The organism is Halochromatium glycolicum (genome assembly GCF_016584085.1).
GTDB lineage: Bacteria > Pseudomonadota > Gammaproteobacteria > Chromatiales > Chromatiaceae > Lamprobacter > Lamprobacter glycolicus.
The window spans coordinates 124,897-141,271 of sequence record NZ_NRSJ01000003.1; the positions used below are offsets into that span (position 1 = coordinate 124,897).

Here is a 16,375-nt window from a genome sequence, read left to right on the forward strand (position 1 = left end):
GCGTCAGGCTCGCAGGTGGTGACCGGTGAGTTTCAGGAAGAGGTCCTCGAGGCTTGGCCGGTCGACCCGCAGATCGATCAGGGACGTCCCTTGTCGCTCGAGCTGTTCGAGGGCATTGGCGACATCGTCGACGTAGAGCTCGATCATCGTATCACGACGCTCGGCGTTGTCTGGTAGGGGGTGGTCTTTCGGCCAGGCGTGAACAGGCAGACGCAGTATCGCGGCTGGAAACTCTTCCTGGATCAACGTTCTCGGGTCGCCTTGAGTCAGGATACGGCCCTGATCGACGATCGCGATCTCATCGCAGAGCCGTTCGGCCTCTTCCATATAGTGTGTGGTGAGCAGGATCGTCGTCCCGCGTTCCCGGACCCGGTCGATCAGGGCCCAGAAGTTGCGTCGCGCCTGGGGGTCGAGCCCGGTGGTCGGCTCGTCGAGGAAGACCAACACCGGCTCATTGACCAGCGCGATGGCGAGCAGCAGGCGCTGGCGTTGTCCTCCCGAGAGCTTGCGGGTGTCGCGATTCAGGATCGCGCGAAGATGGCAGAGCTCGATCAGCTCTTCGAGGTCCGCATGGCGCCGATAGAGGCGGGCGAACATCGTCAAGGCCTCGTGTACCCGTTGAAAGTCCTGTAATGCGGTGGCCTGAAACTGGATGCCGACCTGCTCACGGAAATCGCGATCGAGCGGTCGGCCGCGAAACAGGATCTGTCCGGCCGTTGGCGTTTGGATGCCTTCGAGCATCTCCAGTGTGGTGGTCTTGCCTGCGCCGTTGGGGCCGAGCAGGCCGAAGCATTGTCCTGGGCGGACACCGAGGCTGATGCCGTCGACGGCCCTGACGCCCGGGAATTGCTTCTCCAAGCCCTCTGCAGCGAGCAGGAACGGGGCCATTATCCGCTGAGTATAGAGGTGCGGCTAGCGCTGCTTCGGGACTGTCCAGAAATCACTGCCCGATTTCGGAGCCACCAGTCGCGGCAGCATCGGGATGCAGATGATGGACCATTCCTTCGCGGAGCGACCATGGAGGCGGGTGCGCACCGAAGGCGACGAATACCGGTGCGGCGGGGTGACTTGCGCCGCTGCGACGGCTTCTGCCCGTCGCAGCGGCCTGACGACATTTACTTCTTGTCGTTCTCGGTCGTATTGATACCCAGCGGCAGATAGGCAGCGCAAGTACCGAAGTAGGCGGTGCCGAGTAGGATCAGCCCGATCAGTGCCGGCCACCAGGTACCGGTGATGATGGCAAAGAGGACGAGGACGCCTGCCGCAGCGTAGCGGATGTTGCGGTCCTTCTGGCCAACATTCTTGACGAGATTCATGGATGCGCTCCGTAGTGGATTGAGTTGCGATAAGTAGCACTTGCAGTGTAAGCCGATAGCGCAGGATGTGCCACGGCTGTCGGTGCATGGCTGGGGTGGCGGACGGGGATGCTGGCTCAGGCTCTCCCGCATCTGGACCGATGCCGAATGCCATGCCGATGGCGATGCAGTCCTTCCCCATAAAGGCTGACTGCTGACAGCAGAGTATAGGCCGAAGCGCAGTCAGGTGACCTTGCGTTTGGACAATCCGCGAGCCTGTGTTTCTCCGTTAGAGTCGGTATGCTGACAAGCCATTGCTGTCGTCGTAAACCCGCAAGCGCTTGGTCTTGGTCTCATGCACGGATTTCAGCTCTCGCGCGCCTTGTTCTGGGCGGTCATTGCCTTTCTGGCCGTGCTGGCCTTCCGGCCTTGGCTCGAGGTCTGGCTGATCGAGCGCCAGGCTGAGCCAAGGCCGGTGCTCGCGCGGGGGGAACTGGCGGCCGACGAGCGGTCTACGATCGAGATCTTCGAGTCGGTGAGCCCTTCGGTCGTCTACATCACAACGACTGAACAGCTCGTGAACCCTTGGACGCGCAACCTGACCGAGGTGCGGCGGGGGACGGGCTCCGGCTTCGTCTGGGACAATCAGCGACATATCGTTACGAATTGGCACGTTGTCGCTGATGCCAGCGCGGCCTGGGTCCGGCTCGCCGATCAGCGCAGCTACCGCGCTGAGCTCGTTGGCAAGAGCCCGGAGCATGACCTGGCTGTTCTGCGGATCGGGGGGGCTTGGCAACCCCCGAAACCCGTCCCTTTGGGGCGCAGCGCCGATCTGCAGGTCGGGCAGAAGGTGTTTGCGATCGGCAACCCGTTCGGGTTCGATTACAGTCTGACGACGGGGGTCGTCTCGGCGCTGGACCGCACGATCTACAACGAGCGGTCGGGCGAGGTGCGCGGGTTGATTCAGACCGATGCGGCGATCAATCCAGGCAATTCGGGAGGGCCGTTGATCGATAGCGCTGGCCGTTTGATTGGGATCAATACGGCCATCTTCAGCACATCCGGCACCTTCAGTGGGATCGGGTTCGCGGTGCCGGTGGACATCATCAACCGGGTGGTGCCGCAGCTGATCGCGCGCGGTCGCTATGTCCGCCCGCGGATCGGGATCTCAGGTGACGATGCCATCGGTGGTCCGATCCTCAAGCAGCTTGGTGTCGACGAAGGGGTCTTGGTGCTCGGGGTGGGTCCTGGCTCGCCGGCCGAGGCCGCCGGCCTCGTCGGCACCCGGGTCAATGCCGCGGGCGAGGTCATTCCAGGGGACGTCATCCTGAGTGTGGACGACCACCGGGTGGCCGATATGGGCGACCTGATCGACGTGCTGGAGCGCTACCAGATTGGCGATCAGGTCAGGCTGACACTGCTGCGCAACGGCCGCCGTGCTGAAGTTCAGCTCAGTCTTGGCGGCGAAGCGGTGCGGTTGGACTGAGCGTCGCAACCGCGGGCCCATGCCGACCTGGCCGCTGCTGCCCCGATTGGGGCAAGGCTAGAGCGGCAAAGGCGGCGGCAAAGGCGGCCTTATCTAGTCGAGGCCGCAGACACCGGTTGGGCAGCAGCCACCCGTGCCGCAGGCCGGCGCTGGAGCGGCGCCGCTGCCGAGGGCGTTGCTGGAGATCAGGTTGCCCCCGGTGGCCATTCGCGTGACCGGACTAGAGGCCGGGGTGTCACCGCAAGGCATCTGGGCGCGCTCGCAAAGCTCCCCCCAGGTGCTGATGGTCTCGCTCATTCGGTGATTCACCTCGACGACGCGGCCGTTGGCATCGCAGCGATAATCGTAGGTAGGCATCGGTGCTTCTCCTTATATCGATGGTTACTGATATCGGCGCAATTATAGCAACTAAGGTCCCGTCCTCGGGCCACTACCAACCCTGCTCGGCAAGCCAGAGCCGAATGCGCAGGCCGATCCCCGATGTATAGCCAACCGTCCGATGCCGAATCTGGCCGTCGCGATCAACGATGAAGTTGGCCGGAACCGCCCGCACACCCCAACGTCTCGCGATCTTGCCGTTTGGGTCGGCAATGGTGGGGAGGTCGAGCTCACGGTCGGCGAGATAGCTCCTGATCTCGGTTGCGGAGCCGGACTGCATCGCGATCGTGATGACCTCGTGATCGCGGCTCAGCGCGGCGATGCTGCCCTGCTCGAGTCTGCAGACCGGACACCAGGTCGCCCAGAAATGGATCAGTCTGGGCCCGGTGGCCGGCGTGTGCTGAGCGATCGGTTCCTGGGTATCGATCAGCCCAGCGGTGAGCGGCGGTGCGGGGCCCTCGACCAGCGGCCTGGTCCGATACCAGTGCACCGCGGCGAGGATGGCAGCTAGGATCAACAGCTGGAATCCCCACCGTCTGAGCTTGGGAACTACCCTTTTGAGAAACCGAGATGCCATTGCCTATCCTGCCCCCAATCGCGCTTCTGCTCAGCCTTGCACTGCCTGCTCAGGCGGCTGATCCGAGCGCGGGGCTCTTTGATCTCGACGCCCTTGAGGTCAAGATTACCCCGACGCTGCCCTATGTCGAGGTCCCGCATGGCGAGCAGAGCGTCTTGCTGATGCGCCACCAGGACCCGGCGCACACCATCGTCTCGCCTTACCAGAAGACGGCGCGGCCCTGTCCGCCCTACTGTGTTCAGCCGATGCAGATCGCGCCCGGGGTCGAGACCCTGGGCGAGCTCGAGCTGATCACGTATCTGCAGGAAGCGGCGGCAGCGCCGAGCGAGGTCCTCGTGATCGACTCGCGCACCAGCGAGTGGGTACAGCGCGGAACCATACCAGGCTCGGTCAATATCCCCTATACGCGCTTGGACCCGGCCTATGCGAATCCCCAGCAAATCGCCGAGATCCTGCAGTTGGAATTCGGGGCGGTGGCGATCGACGGCCTCTGGGACTTCGCCAATGTCAAGACGCTGGTGTTCTTCTGCAACGGCGCCTGGTGCGGGCAATCGCCAACCAACATCAAGGCGCTGCTCGGCCTCGGCTATCCGGCGCACAAGCTCAAATGGTACCGCGGGGGCTTGCAGGCCTGGGAGCAGCTTGGACTGACCACGGTTGCACCAGTCGATTCCGGTCCCTGATCGGCTATCCAACCCGGATCTGGACCGGTACCCATCGGCCGATCAGCCTTTTCAGCCGTCCTGAACGGTGCCATTCGGCGAGGATGCGATCGATCTCGTGCTTTAGGTGACGATCCTCGCTGCGGAGCACCACCCGCAGCCGGGTGTGGGTGAGCGGTCGGTAGAGAGCGGTAAGCTCGGTTTCTCGCGGATCGGCGGCCAGCCGCCAGGCCGTCGTCGCGTCGTGGATGAAGAGGTCGATCTGGCCTGCTCGCAATGCGGCGAGTCCTTCTTTGGGCCCAGCCAGTGGAACCCGCTCCGCGCGCGCGAACCGCGCCTGAACCAGCCGAGCGCCCAAGCTGCCGCGCTCGTAACCGATCCGAGCGGTGGAAAGCTCGAGATCGAGCAAGCGTGGGAACCGGTTGAGGTCGTCGCTGCGGAGGAGGGCCATTTGGCCAGTCGCGAGCACGGGCGTGCTGGTTGTGAGGCCAAAGGCGTTCAGCTCAGCGGGCGGCAGCCGGGAGAACATCAGATCGATGCGACCGCCGCGAAGGGCGTCGATGAGCCGGCCCTCGGGCAGGCGCTGGAGCCGAAGCTCGCGCTCGAGCGCTGTGGCCAGGGCGCGCGCTAGATCGATCTCCAGGCCCATGAGAACGCCGGCCCGGGTGAAGGCATAGGGGGCGCCGTCGGCGCTGATCCCGATCGCGAGCGTTGCGTGGTGCGGCCTGTTCTCGGCGGCGATACTGGTTGAGGCCAGCATGAGGAGCCCTGAGCACAGTAAGAAGAGCGCTGTGCCCGAAGACCGTGCCAGCCTTGCGGTGACAGGCTCAGTCGCCGGGCAGGATCGGTGTGGTTGCGCCTTGCTCCGGGTCACGCTCGATACTGAACCAGGCCAGCTTATCCCGAAGTCGCACCACTTCACCGACGATGATCAGGGTCGGCGGCTCCGGGGGGTCTGTTTCGACCTCGTCGATGATCGTCGCCAGTGTTCCAGCGTAGACCTTCTGCATGTGGGTGGTCCCCTGTTGCACCAACGCGACCGGCATCTCCGGTGAGACGCCGTGCGTGATGAGCTGCTCGACGATCTTGGGCAAGCCGACCAACCCCATGTAGAACACGACGGTCTGGTTCGGTTGCGCGAGCTGCGGCCAATTCAGATCGATACTGTGATCCTTGAGGTGGCCGGTGACGAAGGTCACAGACTGGGCGTAGTCGCGGTGCGTGAGCGGAATACCGCCATAGCAGGCGCAGCCGTTGGCTGCAGTGATGCCGGGCACGACCTGAAATGGCACGCCCTCTGCGGCCAGGGTGTCGATCTCCTCGCCGCCGCGGCCGAAGATGAATGGATCGCCACCCTTGAGCCGGAGCACCCGGTGCCCCTCTTTGGCGAGCCGTGCAAGCAGGCGGTTGATCTCCTCCTGGCGCATCGTATGCTGATTGCGCTGCTTGCCGACATAGATGTGCTCGGCATCCCGGCGCACCATGTCGATGATCGGCTTGGCCACGAGCCGGTCGTAGACCACGACATCGGCCTGCTGCATTAGCCGCAGTGCGCGGAAGGTCAGCAGGTCCGGATCGCCGGGACCGGCGCCGACGAGGTACACCTCCCCAACGCTCGACTGCGTTCCGGCTGCGAGCTCCTTCTCCATCGCCACATGTGCCTCGGCGAGATGGCCGGAGAAGATTCGCTCGGCGACCCCGCCTTGGAGCACCCGGTCCCAGAAGCGGCGGCGGTCGCGCTGTTGCTCGAAGCGGGCCTTGACCTTATCGCGGTAATCGGCGCAGAGCTCGGCGAGCCGCCCGTAACCGGCCGGCACTAGTGATTCGAGGCGCGCGCGGATCATGCGAGCGAGCACCGGCGAAGCGCTGCCGGTCGAGACCGCGACCACGACCGGCGAGCGGTCGATGATCGAGGGCATGATGAAGCTGCAGTCCTCGGGCTGATCGGCGACGTTGACCGGGATCTGGCGGGCATTGGCCAGCTCGCCGATGTGGCGGTTGACGGCACGGTCATCGGTGGCCGCGATGACCAAGCGCATGCCCTCGAGGTCTCCGTCCTCGAACGGCCGCGCCCGATAGTGGATCTCGGATTCATCGACTCGGGCGCGGAATTCGGCCGTCAGCTCCGGGGCGACGATGGTGATGGCGGCGCCGGCCCGGCGCAGGTTCTCAAGCTTGCGGAGCGCGATCGGGCCGCCCCCGATGACGAGGCAGGGCTTGGCTTTGATATCGAGAAAGATGGGTAGATGTTCCATCGTTGGCGATGTCTCTTCCGACGGGATGCTGTTGAGCAGGATGCCGCGGTCTCGGGCTCGCCCGATCCATATCGGTCGCAGCGCTGTCCATCACGGCGGCCAGCGATCATGCTGGCGACGCTGACGACTGGAATACCGCGGCGATCAGACCAATGATCATACGCCGAGCGCGGCCCGTTTGGTGCTCGGCCGTGTCCCCTCCAGGGGAGACGAAAGCATACTGACATGTTAATATACTGAAATACTTGGTGATTGGGTAGCGTAACCGTGGTCACAGAGATCGATTCCGAAGGCTTACAAGCACGGCTGACGAGCGGCGACGACATCCTGCTGGTGGATGTCCGCACCGCGTCGGAGGTCGCGCAAGGGGCGTTGCCGAACGCCATCCACATACCCATGGCGGTGATTCCGGTGCGGTCGAACGAGCTGCCGCGCGATCGCGATGTCGTGGTCTATTGCCGCAGCGGCGCGCGCTCCTACCACACCTGCCAGTTCCTCGCCCAGCAGGGCTTCGAGAACGCCATCAATCTGCGCGGCGGCATCATCGCCTGGGCGCGGCACGGGTACGAGATCGCGCCGCTTGAGTCCGGCTGAGCACTCGGATCGGCCCCGGTCCCAGCTCGGTTGCTGCTCGTCGATGTTGCCTTTTTGGCCGGTTTCGGCTAAAAATCAGAAGCTTCGTTTGTGCTGAAATACTTAAGCAGAAACGTGGGTCTTAGGTAGAAACAGTTTGCTGATTTGCAAACGTAAATAGAGGTTTAAGCGATGGCAGACTTTGATCAAGAACTCGACGCAAGCGGCCTCAACTGCCCGCTGCCGATCCTGCGTGCGAAGAAGACGCTCAACAGTATGGACGCGGGTCAGGTGCTGCATGTGATTGCGACCGATCCGGGCTCGGTGAAGGATTTCGACGCCTTCTCCAAGCAGACCGGTAACGAGCTGATGGAATCGAAAGAGGACGGCGGTAAGTTCCACTTCATGATCAAGAAGGCCTGATCCGCGCTCGATCTCCTTAAATAACATGAGCAGGGGCTCGGCGAACGGGCTCCAACGGGAGGAAACGATGGACGAAAAGAAACTGGCCATCATCGCCACCAAGGGCTCGCTCGATTGGGCCTACCCACCCTTCATCCTGGCGTCGACCGCTGCTGCGCTCGGCTACGAGTCCCAGATCTTCTTCACCTTCTATGGCCTGCAGTTATTGAAGAAGAAGCTGGACCTCCAGGTCACCCCGCTCGGTAACCCCGGGATGCCGATGCCCATGGGCATGGATAAGTGGTTTCCAGTGCTGGGCATGACCCTGCCGGGCATGCAGGGCATGATGACCGGGATGATGAAGAAGAAGATGAAGGACAAAGGGGTCGCCAGCATCGAAGACCTGCGCGATCTATGCCAAGAGGCTGACGTCAAGCTGATCGCCTGTCAGATGACCGTGGATCTGTTCGATATGGATTCATCCGAGTTCATCGACGGTATCGAATACGCCGGCGCAGCGGCGTTCTTCGAGTTCGCTGGCGAGAGCGATATCTGTCTCTATATCTGATCCGGCATTGTTGGCCTGCTTCCGCCTCGGATTGCCGTCAACGGGGCCTTAGAGGTGAGCAGCAGCGAAGAGAAAGCCGCTCCTCTGGAGCGGCCGTCAACGTCCTACGGCGGCATGGCCGCGCTTTGGAGAACGATAGCGGTGTTGGATGCCTAGGCTGAGGGTGTCCCTGTGTCAGAGTCCGTCGAACGATCGGCTGATCTCCAACCCGATCAGATGGGCATGAGCGTCGTAATCACCGTCGATAGCGTCGGTGCCATTGATCTCGCCGCCGAGGGTATAGGGCGTCCTGCTCCGATAGTCGCGCTCCTCGAATAACACATACATATAGCCAGCCTCTACCTGCCAGCCGTTGCCGAGGTCGTGGCCCACGCCGACACCGAATAGATGGCGATCACTGTCGGGGACCCTGGCGCTGAAGTGCCCGTCGCCTTGTGGCGTCTCGTCATACGAATAACCGAATCGGAGTTGGGTCCGGTCTTGCAGCTGGTATGTCAGGCCTAGCCGATAGGCATTCGCATCGTCCCACTCGTTTCGGTCCCGAAGGATCGTTGATCCGTCCAGGTCGCCTATCACCTTGATCTCGTCGAAGCTGCTCCATCCGTTGCGCGTCCAGTCGAACTCGACAGCGAGCGCCGGTGTGAACTCGTAGCGGACGCCGAGCTGCAGACGCCAGGGGATCTCCAGATCGAGCTCCGCGGTCTGGCTCGGTGGCAAGACGCCGGCTATGACCATGGTCGGTTCGAGCGCGCTATAGGTCCCGTCGACTCGGGCGGTCGCGCTGGAGTGAAGGTTGATTCCGGCGCTGAACGGTCCGGTCACGTAGAGCGCGCCCAGGTTGAAGCCCCAGCCGGTGCCGTCGCCCTCGAGTGCGGTGATCGATGAGTCCAGCTCGGCCGACTTGACCCAGTAGATGTCCGCACCGGCAGAGACCGCAAGCGCATCGGAGACCGCGTAGGTGACCGTCGGCGTGAAAGCCAGGATCTCGAGGTTGCTCCGTGTTGGTTCCGGGCCCGGCAGTGCGGCGCTGCCTGCAAGTGCTGGAAAGGTGCCAGTGCTCCAGCGGGTCTCCAGGCCGAAAGGGGCGTTGATGCTGAGCCCGGCCCACCAGCGCTCGTCCAGCCGGATTGCGGCCTGGATCATCGGTGCCGCGAGCCAATCGGCCCCCTCGCTGTCATGGCTGCCGCTCGCGGTCTCGACCGAGAAGCTCGGTCCGATCAGCAGGCTGCCGATGCTCAGCCAGCTGCCTTGATGGAAGGCCATGGCGGCCGGATTGTACGGAACGGCACCTCGGTCGCGTGGGTTGGCGACCAGAGCATTCGCCATTCCAACGCCTGCCGTCGAGATCTCGGGGACCGCGAAGCCCGATCCAAACGCCTGCGGGGCAATGCAAAGACTCATGATCAGCCCTGCGACCCTTGGGTGCGACCGGGCGGCTTGGTGATTCTCGAACATGCAGTGACCTCCTCAGGCCCCGGTGAGCGCTTTATTGCGTTTCTCTTACCGATCTGGATGCTGTGGTGAATCTACACCAGGGTGTTGTAGAAAGCCAGCCCTGTTGCGATTTCGTTCTTTATGCGGAGCAGACCGGCCCCATCATTCCGCTAGGCGGGCGACAAATCACGCCGCTTACCCTGTTGAGCCAGGCTGGATTAGAAGGGCTTATGCTATAAATCAGTAGGGTGGGCTCGGCATTGAGGAGACCATGGCAGACCGCAGACTGCAGGTGTTTCACACCGTTGCCCGGCTGATGAGCTTTACGAAAGCGGCTGAAGCGCTGCATATGACGCAGCCGGCGGTGACCTTTCAGGTCCGACAGCTGGAAGAGCAGTTCAACACGCGGCTGTTCGATCGGGGGCGCAACCGCATCAGCTTGACCGATGCCGGTAAGCGGGTATTCGAATATGCGGATCGTATCTTCGCGCTCTACGCCGAGATGGAGCAGGGCGTGCGCGAGCTCACCGGCGACATCAGCGGCTCGTTGACGATCGGTGCCAGTACGACGATCGCCGAGTACATGCTTCCGACCCTGCTCGGCGACTTCAAGAAGCGCTATCCCGAGATCGCGATCCACCTGAAGGTCTCCAATAGTGAGGGTATCGTCTCCCTGGTCGAGCGCAACGCGATCGATCTCGGCGTGGTCGAGTCGCCGGTGTCCAACCGCAACCTCGTGGTCGAGACCTGCAAGCAGGACGAACTGGTCGCGATCGTGCCGCCGGCCCACGACCTGGCGCCCCTGGGGCCCGTCGCCTGTCGGCGCGTGCTCGACTACCCCTTCATCTGTCGCGAGGAAGGGTCGGGGACGCGCGAGGTCATCAATGATTATCTCGACGGGATGTTCGGCGGGGCGGGTGTGCTCAAGGTGGCGATGGAGCTGGGCAGCCCGGAGGCCGTTAAGGGTGCTGTCGAGGCTGGCATGGGGGTGTCGATCGTCTCCAAGGCAACGGTTCAGAAGGAGCTCAAGCTCGGGACCCTCGTCGCATTGAGGCTCGAGCCGCCGCTGTTCCGGCCGTTCTCGTTCGTCCATCAAAAGCAGAAGTTCAAGATCCGTGTGATGGAGGAGCTGCTTGAATTCGCTAGGACCTACTGCAAGGGCCGTATGCTCAAATAGAACGCCGGGCCGCATTGACCGGAGATGGCCGCAATGATCCCGATGGAGCGCGCCTCGCCGGAAGAGCGCCGGTTGCTGAAGCTCTTCCGCGCACTGGAGCCGCAGGATCGGGCGACGCTGCTCGCCTTCGCGCAATTCCTGATGGCTGGCGGTGCAGCGAACGACACGCGACCGTCGAACCAGAAGGACGAGACTGATGCGCTGGCGCAGCAGCCTCGTCCCGAGCCGCGGCCTCAGGACGAGAGCGTTATCGCTGCGATCAAACGACTGCGGCGCGTCTACCCAATGCTCGACCCGGGGGAGATGCTGCACGAGACCTCGTCGCTGATGGCAGCGCATGTGCTGCAGGGACGCGATGCCGGGGCGGTGATCGATGAGCTGGAGTACCTGTTCAGCGCCCACTACGAGGCCCTCTCCAAATCAGACGCCCAAGAGCCGTGAGGCATGAGGCCTTACAATCGGACGTGCGCTGGCGCCTCGACTCCCCCCATCCGCGGCTGACCTATCTCGACCAAAGCAATCGATGCAGGCCCTGAACCGCTGGCTTCAACGCTACTTCTCCGACCCGCAGATCATCTTCCTGGTCTCAGCGCTGCTGATCCTGTTCGCGGTGCTGTTGTTCCTGGGTCGGATGCTGACCCCAGTGCTGGCGAGCATCGTGATCGCCTATCTATTGGAGGGTGTGGTCGGCATGCTGATCCGCCACGGCTGGCCGCGCTGGCTCTCGGTGCTGGTGGTGTTCGTGCTGTTCATGCTGTTCGTCCTGTCGATGCTGTTCGGCGTCCTGCCGGCGGTCTCGCGCCAGATCAGTGATCTGGTGCAGCAACTGCCGGGCATGCTCGCGCATGGCCAGCAGTTGTTGATGCAGCTGCCGGAGCGCTACCCGGACCTGCTGACCGAGGCTCAGATCGCCGAGCTGATCGACAGCCTGCGCCGCGAGCTCGCCGGGCTGGGCCAGCAGCTGCTCTCGCAATCGGTCTCGTCGGTGGTCAGCGTGATCACGCTGCTCATCTACCTGATCCTGATGCCGCTGCTGGTGTTTTTCTTCCTCAAGGACAAGGACCTGATCCTGAGCTGGTTTCACCGTTGGCTGCCGCGCCATCGCGCCATCGCCGGCAATGTCTGGCACAAGGTGGACCAGCAGTTTTCCAACTATGTCCGGGGCAAGGTCTGGGAGATCCTGATCGTCTGGGCGGTGAGCTTCGCGACCTTTAGCCTGTTCGGGCTCAACTACGCGATGCTGCTCTCGGTGCTGGTCGGCCTGTCGGTGATCATCCCGTACATCGGCGCCTTGGTGGTGACCGTGCCGGTGATGCTGATCGCCTGGTTCCAGTGGGGTTGGGGGCCGGAGTTCGTCTGGCTGACGGTGGCCTACTTCGTGATCCAAGCCCTCGATGGCAATGTCCTGGTGCCCTTGTTGTTCTCGGAGGTCGTGGATCTACACCCGGTTGCGATCATCGTCGCGATTCTGGTGTTCGGCGGCATTTGGGGCTTCTGGGGGGTGTTCTTCGCGATCCCGCTTGCGACCATGGTGCAGGCGATCCTCGCGGCTTTCCCGCAGCATGGCGAGCCTTCGCCGGAGCGGGCGGGGTCATCGGGCGATGATCCGCACGCGCCTGACTGAGCAGCGCTCGATGCTCTGCGAACGCGATCCTCTTTGACGCGCACGGCAGGTCCGTGCTCGAGGCTCAGCGCCGGCTCGTTCGGGTGGCGTCTCAGTCGAGCGTCCACTCGTGGACTGGCTTGCCGGTCGCCTGCCAGGCCAGGTAGGCCTCGGTGAGCGCGGCCATGTCGGCCCCGTGACGGGCGATCCAGGCCCGCTGCCAGGCGGCGCCGGTGCGGCGGGTGCGGGCGCGCGCCTCGATGACCCCGAGCCAGTCATCGATCTCGTCGGCGTCGATCCCGAGGGCGGCGAGCCCGGCGCGCGCTTTGGGCAGCACCCGGTCGAGGATCAGTTGGTCGATGGGCAGCGGTTGTGCCACGTCGTACCAAGGGATCTCGGCGCTCAGGCCATGATGAGCGGCGAGGTAGAAATTGATCCGGGCCTGGTTGAACGGGACCCTGAGCTCCGGCGGCTCTGGTTCGGTGGCGAGTGCGTGCACAGCGCCGAAATAGAGCGCGGCGTTGGCGATGTTGTCGATCGACGAGGGGCCGGCCGCGGTGACGCGATGCTCCATGCGCAGATGCGGCCGCAGCGACGCAGTGGTGCCGCTAGGACGGTTGCCAGGCGAGCCTTCGGCAAGGCTGCCTGGCACCTCGCGATCGAACCCAATCAACGGACGGTTCCAGCGCCAGATCGTGCCGTTGTGCAGGCGCAGATGGGCGAGTGCCTCGATCGGCTCGTCCATCAAGTGGGGAAGCAGTACCGGATAGCGTTCGATGTTCGACCGAAAGCACTCCATCACCGACTGCTTCGCATAGCGGATACCGAACCCGACCCGCTCGCGCAGCGGGCTGTCGCCGACCGAGACCGCTTGCTCGAACAACGGTATCCGGCTTTCGAGCCAGAGCTCGCGGCCGAACAGATAGGGCGAGTTGGCGCCGATCGCGACCGTGATCGGCGCCAGCAGCTTGGAGGCGTTGAACACGCGTGCGGATTCGGCGGCGCTGATCTTCAGATGGATCTGGAACGAGGTGGCTGCCGACTCGAGCATCACGTCCGGCTGCTCGATGTTCACCGGGCGCTCGCCCTCGATCTCGAGCTGGATGGGCCTGCCGTCGCGCAGGCGCAGGATCTGCTCGTTCAGGGCCTGATAGCGCGGGCGCGGCGTCATCTGTGCGGCGACCAGGTGATCCGGGCGCACCGTTGGCAGGATGCCGATGGTGCCGACCTGGGCGTCGAGCGTTGCGGCGGCACGGCGGCAGCGCGTGAGTGTGCAGACCAGCTCATCGTGCAGGCGCTGCAGCGCGGTGCCGGCGAGCGGCTCCGGTGTGCTGTTGATCTCGAGATTGAAGCGGGCCAGCTCCGGGACGACCAGCGGGTGGTCGACGCGCTCGAGAAAGGGCTCGATCAGCGGGGCAGGCGCCTGATGGCGCCGGTCGACCAGCCAGGCCTCGAGCTCGAAGCCGCCCGAATGGACGTCGTCCTCGAAGCACCCTTCGTCGAACCAGCTCGCGAGCAGTCGGGTTTCGGCCTCGAGCCGGGCCTCGAACTCGCGAAAGTCGGCCGCTGTGAAGGTCTTGTCGCCGATATCCTGGCCCATCGGGTTTGCTGCCTCCAGTCCGGCGCGTGGGGGATAGCGTCCAGATTGGTCGCCGATCTACCGCTTCCTTAACATCGTATCGAGCCCCTGTAAACGCTCCGGCGTGCCGATGTCAAGCCAATGCCCGCGATGATGGAGTCCGCCGCAGCGTCCTGCGGCGATGGCGGCTCGCAGCAATGGGGCCAACGGGAAGGCCCCGGGCGCGCAAGCGCCAAAGAGCGCCGGCCGATAGACCCCGATCCCGGCAAAGGTCAGCCGAGGGCTGCCTGCATCGGTGACGCGGCCGTCCTGCAACGCGAAATCCCCGTCCGGGTGATGGCTCGGGTTGTCGACCAGGACGATCTGAGCCAGGTCCGTAGGTGTGATGCGAAGCGCGCGATAGTCGAGATCGCACCAGATATCGCCATTGACCACCAGGAACGGCCCGTCACCGAGCAGCGGCAGGGCGTGATGGATGCCGCCGCCGGTCTCCAGTGCTCGGCCTTCGCCTTCCGGGGAATACCGGATCGCGACGCCGAGCGCGCGGCCATCGCCGAGCGCCTGCTCGATCTGGCCACCGAGATGGGCATGGTTGATCACCAGCTCGCTGAACCCAGCCGCGCGCAGGCGCTCGATCTGGTGGATGATCAGCGGCTTGCCGCCGGCCTCGAGCAGCGGTTTCGGGCGCTGGTCGGTCAGCGGGCGCATGCGCTCGCCACGGCCGGCGGCGAGGATCATCGCCTTCATCGTTTGCTCCTCGGCGTTGGCGCCCGGGCTTCGAGCAGGGAGGAGAGCACCAGGCTGGCGAGCACAAAGGCCAAGAACAGGAAGAAGCCCAGCTGCAGCTGGGTGCCGTTCGTGCTGAGCAGGGTGACGCGCTCCCCGGCCGCCCCGCCGAGCTCGGCCAGCTGACTTGCGATCAGCCCATCGAAGCCGATGTAGGCCATGAAGATCGCCACGACCAGCACATCGGCCATCGACCACTTACCCGAGCGCAGGGCGAAGAAGCGCACCCAGCCGTGCCCTCTGGCGTTGCCGAAATCGCCGTAGTACGCGACGCCCGCTAGGACCTTCGCGGCCGGGAAGATCAGGCTGAACAGGACGACCAGCACCGCGACCAGGAGCATATCGGCCGCCCCGGTCGCAGCCAGCACCTGCACGACATCGAGGATGCTCTTGCTCTGGAAATAGAGCACCTGATCGGTGAAGGTGACCGGCTCGCCGAGCAGGGTCAGGCTGAGCTGATCGATCCGAGCCTCGATCTCGATCATCGGCGTCATCACCCCGGCGCCGAGCAGCAGCAGGGTCGCGCCGGTCAGTAGGGCGAGTGTCTCCGGGGCCATGGCGAGCGGATGCGGCTCCGGGTCGGCGGCGGCCTGGACGGCGCTCCGGGCAACCGTCTGGGTATCGGTTTGGGCGCCGGTCTGGATGCCGGTCTGGATGCCGGTCTGGGCGCCCGTCTGGGCATTGGATGCCGAGCGCCAGGCCGGCAGGTTGATCAGGAACAACAGCGCGCTGCAGCTGAGCGTCACGAGGGCGGCGATCTGCGCCTGTCGCCGACGGTCATCGGCCTTGCTCGCGAGCTCGCCGGCACAGGCCTCGGCCTGCGGACAGCCGTGCGCTTCCACGATCTGCTCGATCGGGGTGCGATCGATGCGGGAGAAGGTCGCGCCAGCGGCCTGCTCGAGCGCCTGCGTCAGGCTGCGCTGGATCTCGGCGCGCGTCTGCGGGCGGTCGAGCTCGTCGAGCACCGCGTCGGCATAGAGCGGGACGCGCGCGCGCAGACGGTCGAAGTCGACGAGCCAGTCCTGTACGCCCTGGCGCAGGCTGCCCTGGAGTCGGTCAAGCCAGCCCGAGCCTTCGGCGTTGCGGCGGCGCAGGACCTGCTCGATCTCCTGCAGCAGCCGATCCAGCACGATCTCAATGTTGCGCTTGATCTGCGGCCGATTGGTCTCGTTCAGCTCGAACTGCTCGATCCGCTCGGCCAGGATCAATGAGACCTGATCGACCCAGACCTCGGCGTTGAACAGGCCGTACTGGACGTGCATGAGCTCGGCCCGCTGCGCTTGCAGCGACTGCAGCGTGCGCAGCTCGACGATCAACCGATAGGTCGAGACCGCAGCCGCGCTCAGCAGCAACGTCGAGATGATCCCGATGAGCAGGCGTCTGGCCGGCGCTGACAACACGTCGCTACCCGTCTCTGCTGCTGAGCGGATGAACGGCCGCTGAAACGAGTCGGTCCGACCTATCGCGACCAGGCCTCAACATGGGCCATCCAGGGGCATCAATGGCGAGGGTGCGCGGAATTGGGCGGGGCTGGCGACGGCCAAGGTTCCAGTCTTGGCGTGCGTCGCGCCAGCTCCGCACGGCGCAGTCGGATAGCCTC

General features: G+C 64.2%; 18 protein-coding genes. 8 read left to right on the plus strand and 10 right to left on the minus strand.

The window, feature by feature from the left end:
• Nucleotides 1-3: 3 nt before the first annotated feature.
• Together CKO40_RS02850 and CKO40_RS02855 are read right to left on the minus strand one after the other, a co-directional pair.
• A complete protein-coding gene (locus CKO40_RS02850; RefSeq protein WP_200344542.1) occupies nucleotides 4-888 on the minus strand; it encodes an ABC transporter ATP-binding protein in 885 nt (294 codons plus the stop codon).
• 227 nt (nucleotides 889-1,115) lie between these two features.
• Nucleotides 1,116-1,316 carry a YgaP family membrane protein gene (locus CKO40_RS02855; protein WP_200344544.1) on the minus strand — a complete coding sequence of 67 codons (201 nt, stop codon included), beginning with the start codon at nucleotides 1,314-1,316 and terminating at the stop codon, nucleotides 1,116-1,118.
• Between the two features lie 334 nt (nucleotides 1,317-1,650).
• On the opposite strand from CKO40_RS02855, the gene CKO40_RS02860 reads away from it, so the two are divergent.
• The gene (locus tag CKO40_RS02860) at nucleotides 1,651-2,781 is read left to right on the plus strand and encodes a S1C family serine protease (protein ID WP_200344546.1); all 1,131 of its coding nucleotides are present in this window, start codon (nucleotides 1,651-1,653) and stop codon (nucleotides 2,779-2,781) included.
• A gap of 93 nt (nucleotides 2,782-2,874) precedes the next feature.
• On the opposite strand, the gene CKO40_RS02865 is transcribed toward CKO40_RS02860, so the two are convergent.
• Together CKO40_RS02865 and CKO40_RS02870 are read right to left on the minus strand one after the other, a co-directional pair.
• Nucleotides 2,875-3,138 (minus strand): FmdB family zinc ribbon protein, encoded by a 264-nt coding sequence (locus CKO40_RS02865; protein WP_200344548.1) that lies wholly within the window; start codon nucleotides 3,136-3,138, stop codon nucleotides 2,875-2,877.
• A 73-nt stretch (nucleotides 3,139-3,211) separates the two neighbouring features.
• Complete coding sequence (locus CKO40_RS02870) at nucleotides 3,212-3,676, minus strand: protein disulfide oxidoreductase (protein ID WP_200344550.1); 465 nt, start codon at nucleotides 3,674-3,676, stop codon at nucleotides 3,212-3,214.
• 53 nt (nucleotides 3,677-3,729) lie between these two features.
• Here CKO40_RS02870 and CKO40_RS02875 point away from each other — a divergent pair, with 53 nt between their 5' ends.
• The gene (locus CKO40_RS02875) at nucleotides 3,730-4,419 is read left to right on the plus strand and encodes a rhodanese-like domain-containing protein (RefSeq protein WP_200344552.1); all 690 of its coding nucleotides are present in this window, start codon (nucleotides 3,730-3,732) and stop codon (nucleotides 4,417-4,419) included.
• 4 nt (nucleotides 4,420-4,423) lie between these two features.
• Here the strand turns inward: CKO40_RS02875 and CKO40_RS02880 are convergent, their stop codons facing one another.
• The gene (locus CKO40_RS02880; RefSeq protein WP_200344554.1) at nucleotides 4,424-5,158 is read right to left on the minus strand and encodes a substrate-binding periplasmic protein; all 735 of its coding nucleotides are present in this window, start codon (nucleotides 5,156-5,158) and stop codon (nucleotides 4,424-4,426) included.
• Nucleotides 5,159-5,225: 67 nt separating this feature from the next.
• Nucleotides 5,226-6,653: a siroheme synthase CysG gene (gene cysG, locus CKO40_RS02885; RefSeq protein WP_200344556.1), complete on the minus strand. Its 1,428-nt coding sequence runs from the start codon at nucleotides 6,651-6,653 to the stop codon at nucleotides 5,226-5,228.
• Between the two features lie 267 nt (nucleotides 6,654-6,920).
• Between cysG and CKO40_RS02890 the strand changes: the two genes are divergently transcribed.
• The 3 genes from CKO40_RS02890 to dsrE2 all read left to right on the plus strand — a co-directional run bounded on the left by CKO40_RS02890 (nucleotide 6,921) and on the right by dsrE2 (nucleotide 8,196).
• The gene (locus tag CKO40_RS02890) at nucleotides 6,921-7,247 is read left to right on the plus strand and encodes a rhodanese-like domain-containing protein (protein ID WP_200344558.1); all 327 of its coding nucleotides are present in this window, start codon (nucleotides 6,921-6,923) and stop codon (nucleotides 7,245-7,247) included.
• Nucleotides 7,248-7,418: 171 nt separating this feature from the next.
• The gene (locus CKO40_RS02895) at nucleotides 7,419-7,649 is read left to right on the plus strand and encodes a sulfurtransferase TusA family protein (protein ID WP_200344560.1); all 231 of its coding nucleotides are present in this window, start codon (nucleotides 7,419-7,421) and stop codon (nucleotides 7,647-7,649) included.
• A 67-nt stretch (nucleotides 7,650-7,716) separates the two neighbouring features.
• Complete coding sequence (dsrE2, locus tag CKO40_RS02900; RefSeq protein WP_200344561.1) at nucleotides 7,717-8,196, plus strand: sulfur carrier protein DsrE2; 480 nt, start codon at nucleotides 7,717-7,719, stop codon at nucleotides 8,194-8,196.
• Nucleotides 8,197-8,370: 174 nt separating this feature from the next.
• Here the strand turns inward: dsrE2 and CKO40_RS02905 are convergent, their stop codons facing one another.
• Nucleotides 8,371-9,651 carry an OmpP1/FadL family transporter gene (locus tag CKO40_RS02905; RefSeq protein WP_200344562.1) on the minus strand — a complete coding sequence of 427 codons (1,281 nt, stop codon included), beginning with the start codon at nucleotides 9,649-9,651 and terminating at the stop codon, nucleotides 8,371-8,373.
• A gap of 250 nt (nucleotides 9,652-9,901) precedes the next feature.
• Here CKO40_RS02905 and CKO40_RS02910 point away from each other — a divergent pair, with 250 nt between their 5' ends.
• The 3 genes from CKO40_RS02910 to CKO40_RS02920 all read left to right on the plus strand — a co-directional run bounded on the left by CKO40_RS02910 (nucleotide 9,902) and on the right by CKO40_RS02920 (nucleotide 12,431).
• Nucleotides 9,902-10,807, plus strand: a complete 906-nt coding sequence (locus CKO40_RS02910) for a LysR family transcriptional regulator (RefSeq protein ID WP_200344563.1) — start codon at nucleotides 9,902-9,904, stop codon at nucleotides 10,805-10,807.
• A gap of 24 nt (nucleotides 10,808-10,831) precedes the next feature.
• Complete coding sequence (locus tag CKO40_RS02915; RefSeq protein WP_338074104.1) at nucleotides 10,832-11,248, plus strand: hypothetical protein; 417 nt, start codon at nucleotides 10,832-10,834, stop codon at nucleotides 11,246-11,248.
• An 82-nt stretch (nucleotides 11,249-11,330) separates the two neighbouring features.
• Nucleotides 11,331-12,431, plus strand: a complete 1,101-nt coding sequence (locus CKO40_RS02920; protein WP_200344564.1) for an AI-2E family transporter — start codon at nucleotides 11,331-11,333, stop codon at nucleotides 12,429-12,431.
• 91 nt (nucleotides 12,432-12,522) lie between these two features.
• On the opposite strand, the gene CKO40_RS02925 is transcribed toward CKO40_RS02920, so the two are convergent.
• The 3 genes from CKO40_RS02925 to CKO40_RS02935 are packed head-to-tail and all read right to left on the minus strand — an operon-like array spanning nucleotide 12,523 to nucleotide 16,175.
• Nucleotides 12,523-14,010, minus strand: a complete 1,488-nt coding sequence (locus CKO40_RS02925; protein WP_200344565.1) for a glutamate-cysteine ligase family protein — start codon at nucleotides 14,008-14,010, stop codon at nucleotides 12,523-12,525.
• Between the two features lie 57 nt (nucleotides 14,011-14,067).
• The gene (murU, locus tag CKO40_RS02930; protein WP_200344566.1) at nucleotides 14,068-14,736 is read right to left on the minus strand and encodes an N-acetylmuramate alpha-1-phosphate uridylyltransferase MurU; all 669 of its coding nucleotides are present in this window, start codon (nucleotides 14,734-14,736) and stop codon (nucleotides 14,068-14,070) included.
• Entirely contained in the window at nucleotides 14,733-16,175 is a 1,443-nt protein-coding gene (locus CKO40_RS02935; protein WP_338074105.1) for a paraquat-inducible protein A, read from the minus strand. Before CKO40_RS02935 ends, murU begins: the two co-directional genes overlap by 4 nt.
• Between the last annotated feature and the right edge of the window lie 200 nt (nucleotides 16,176-16,375).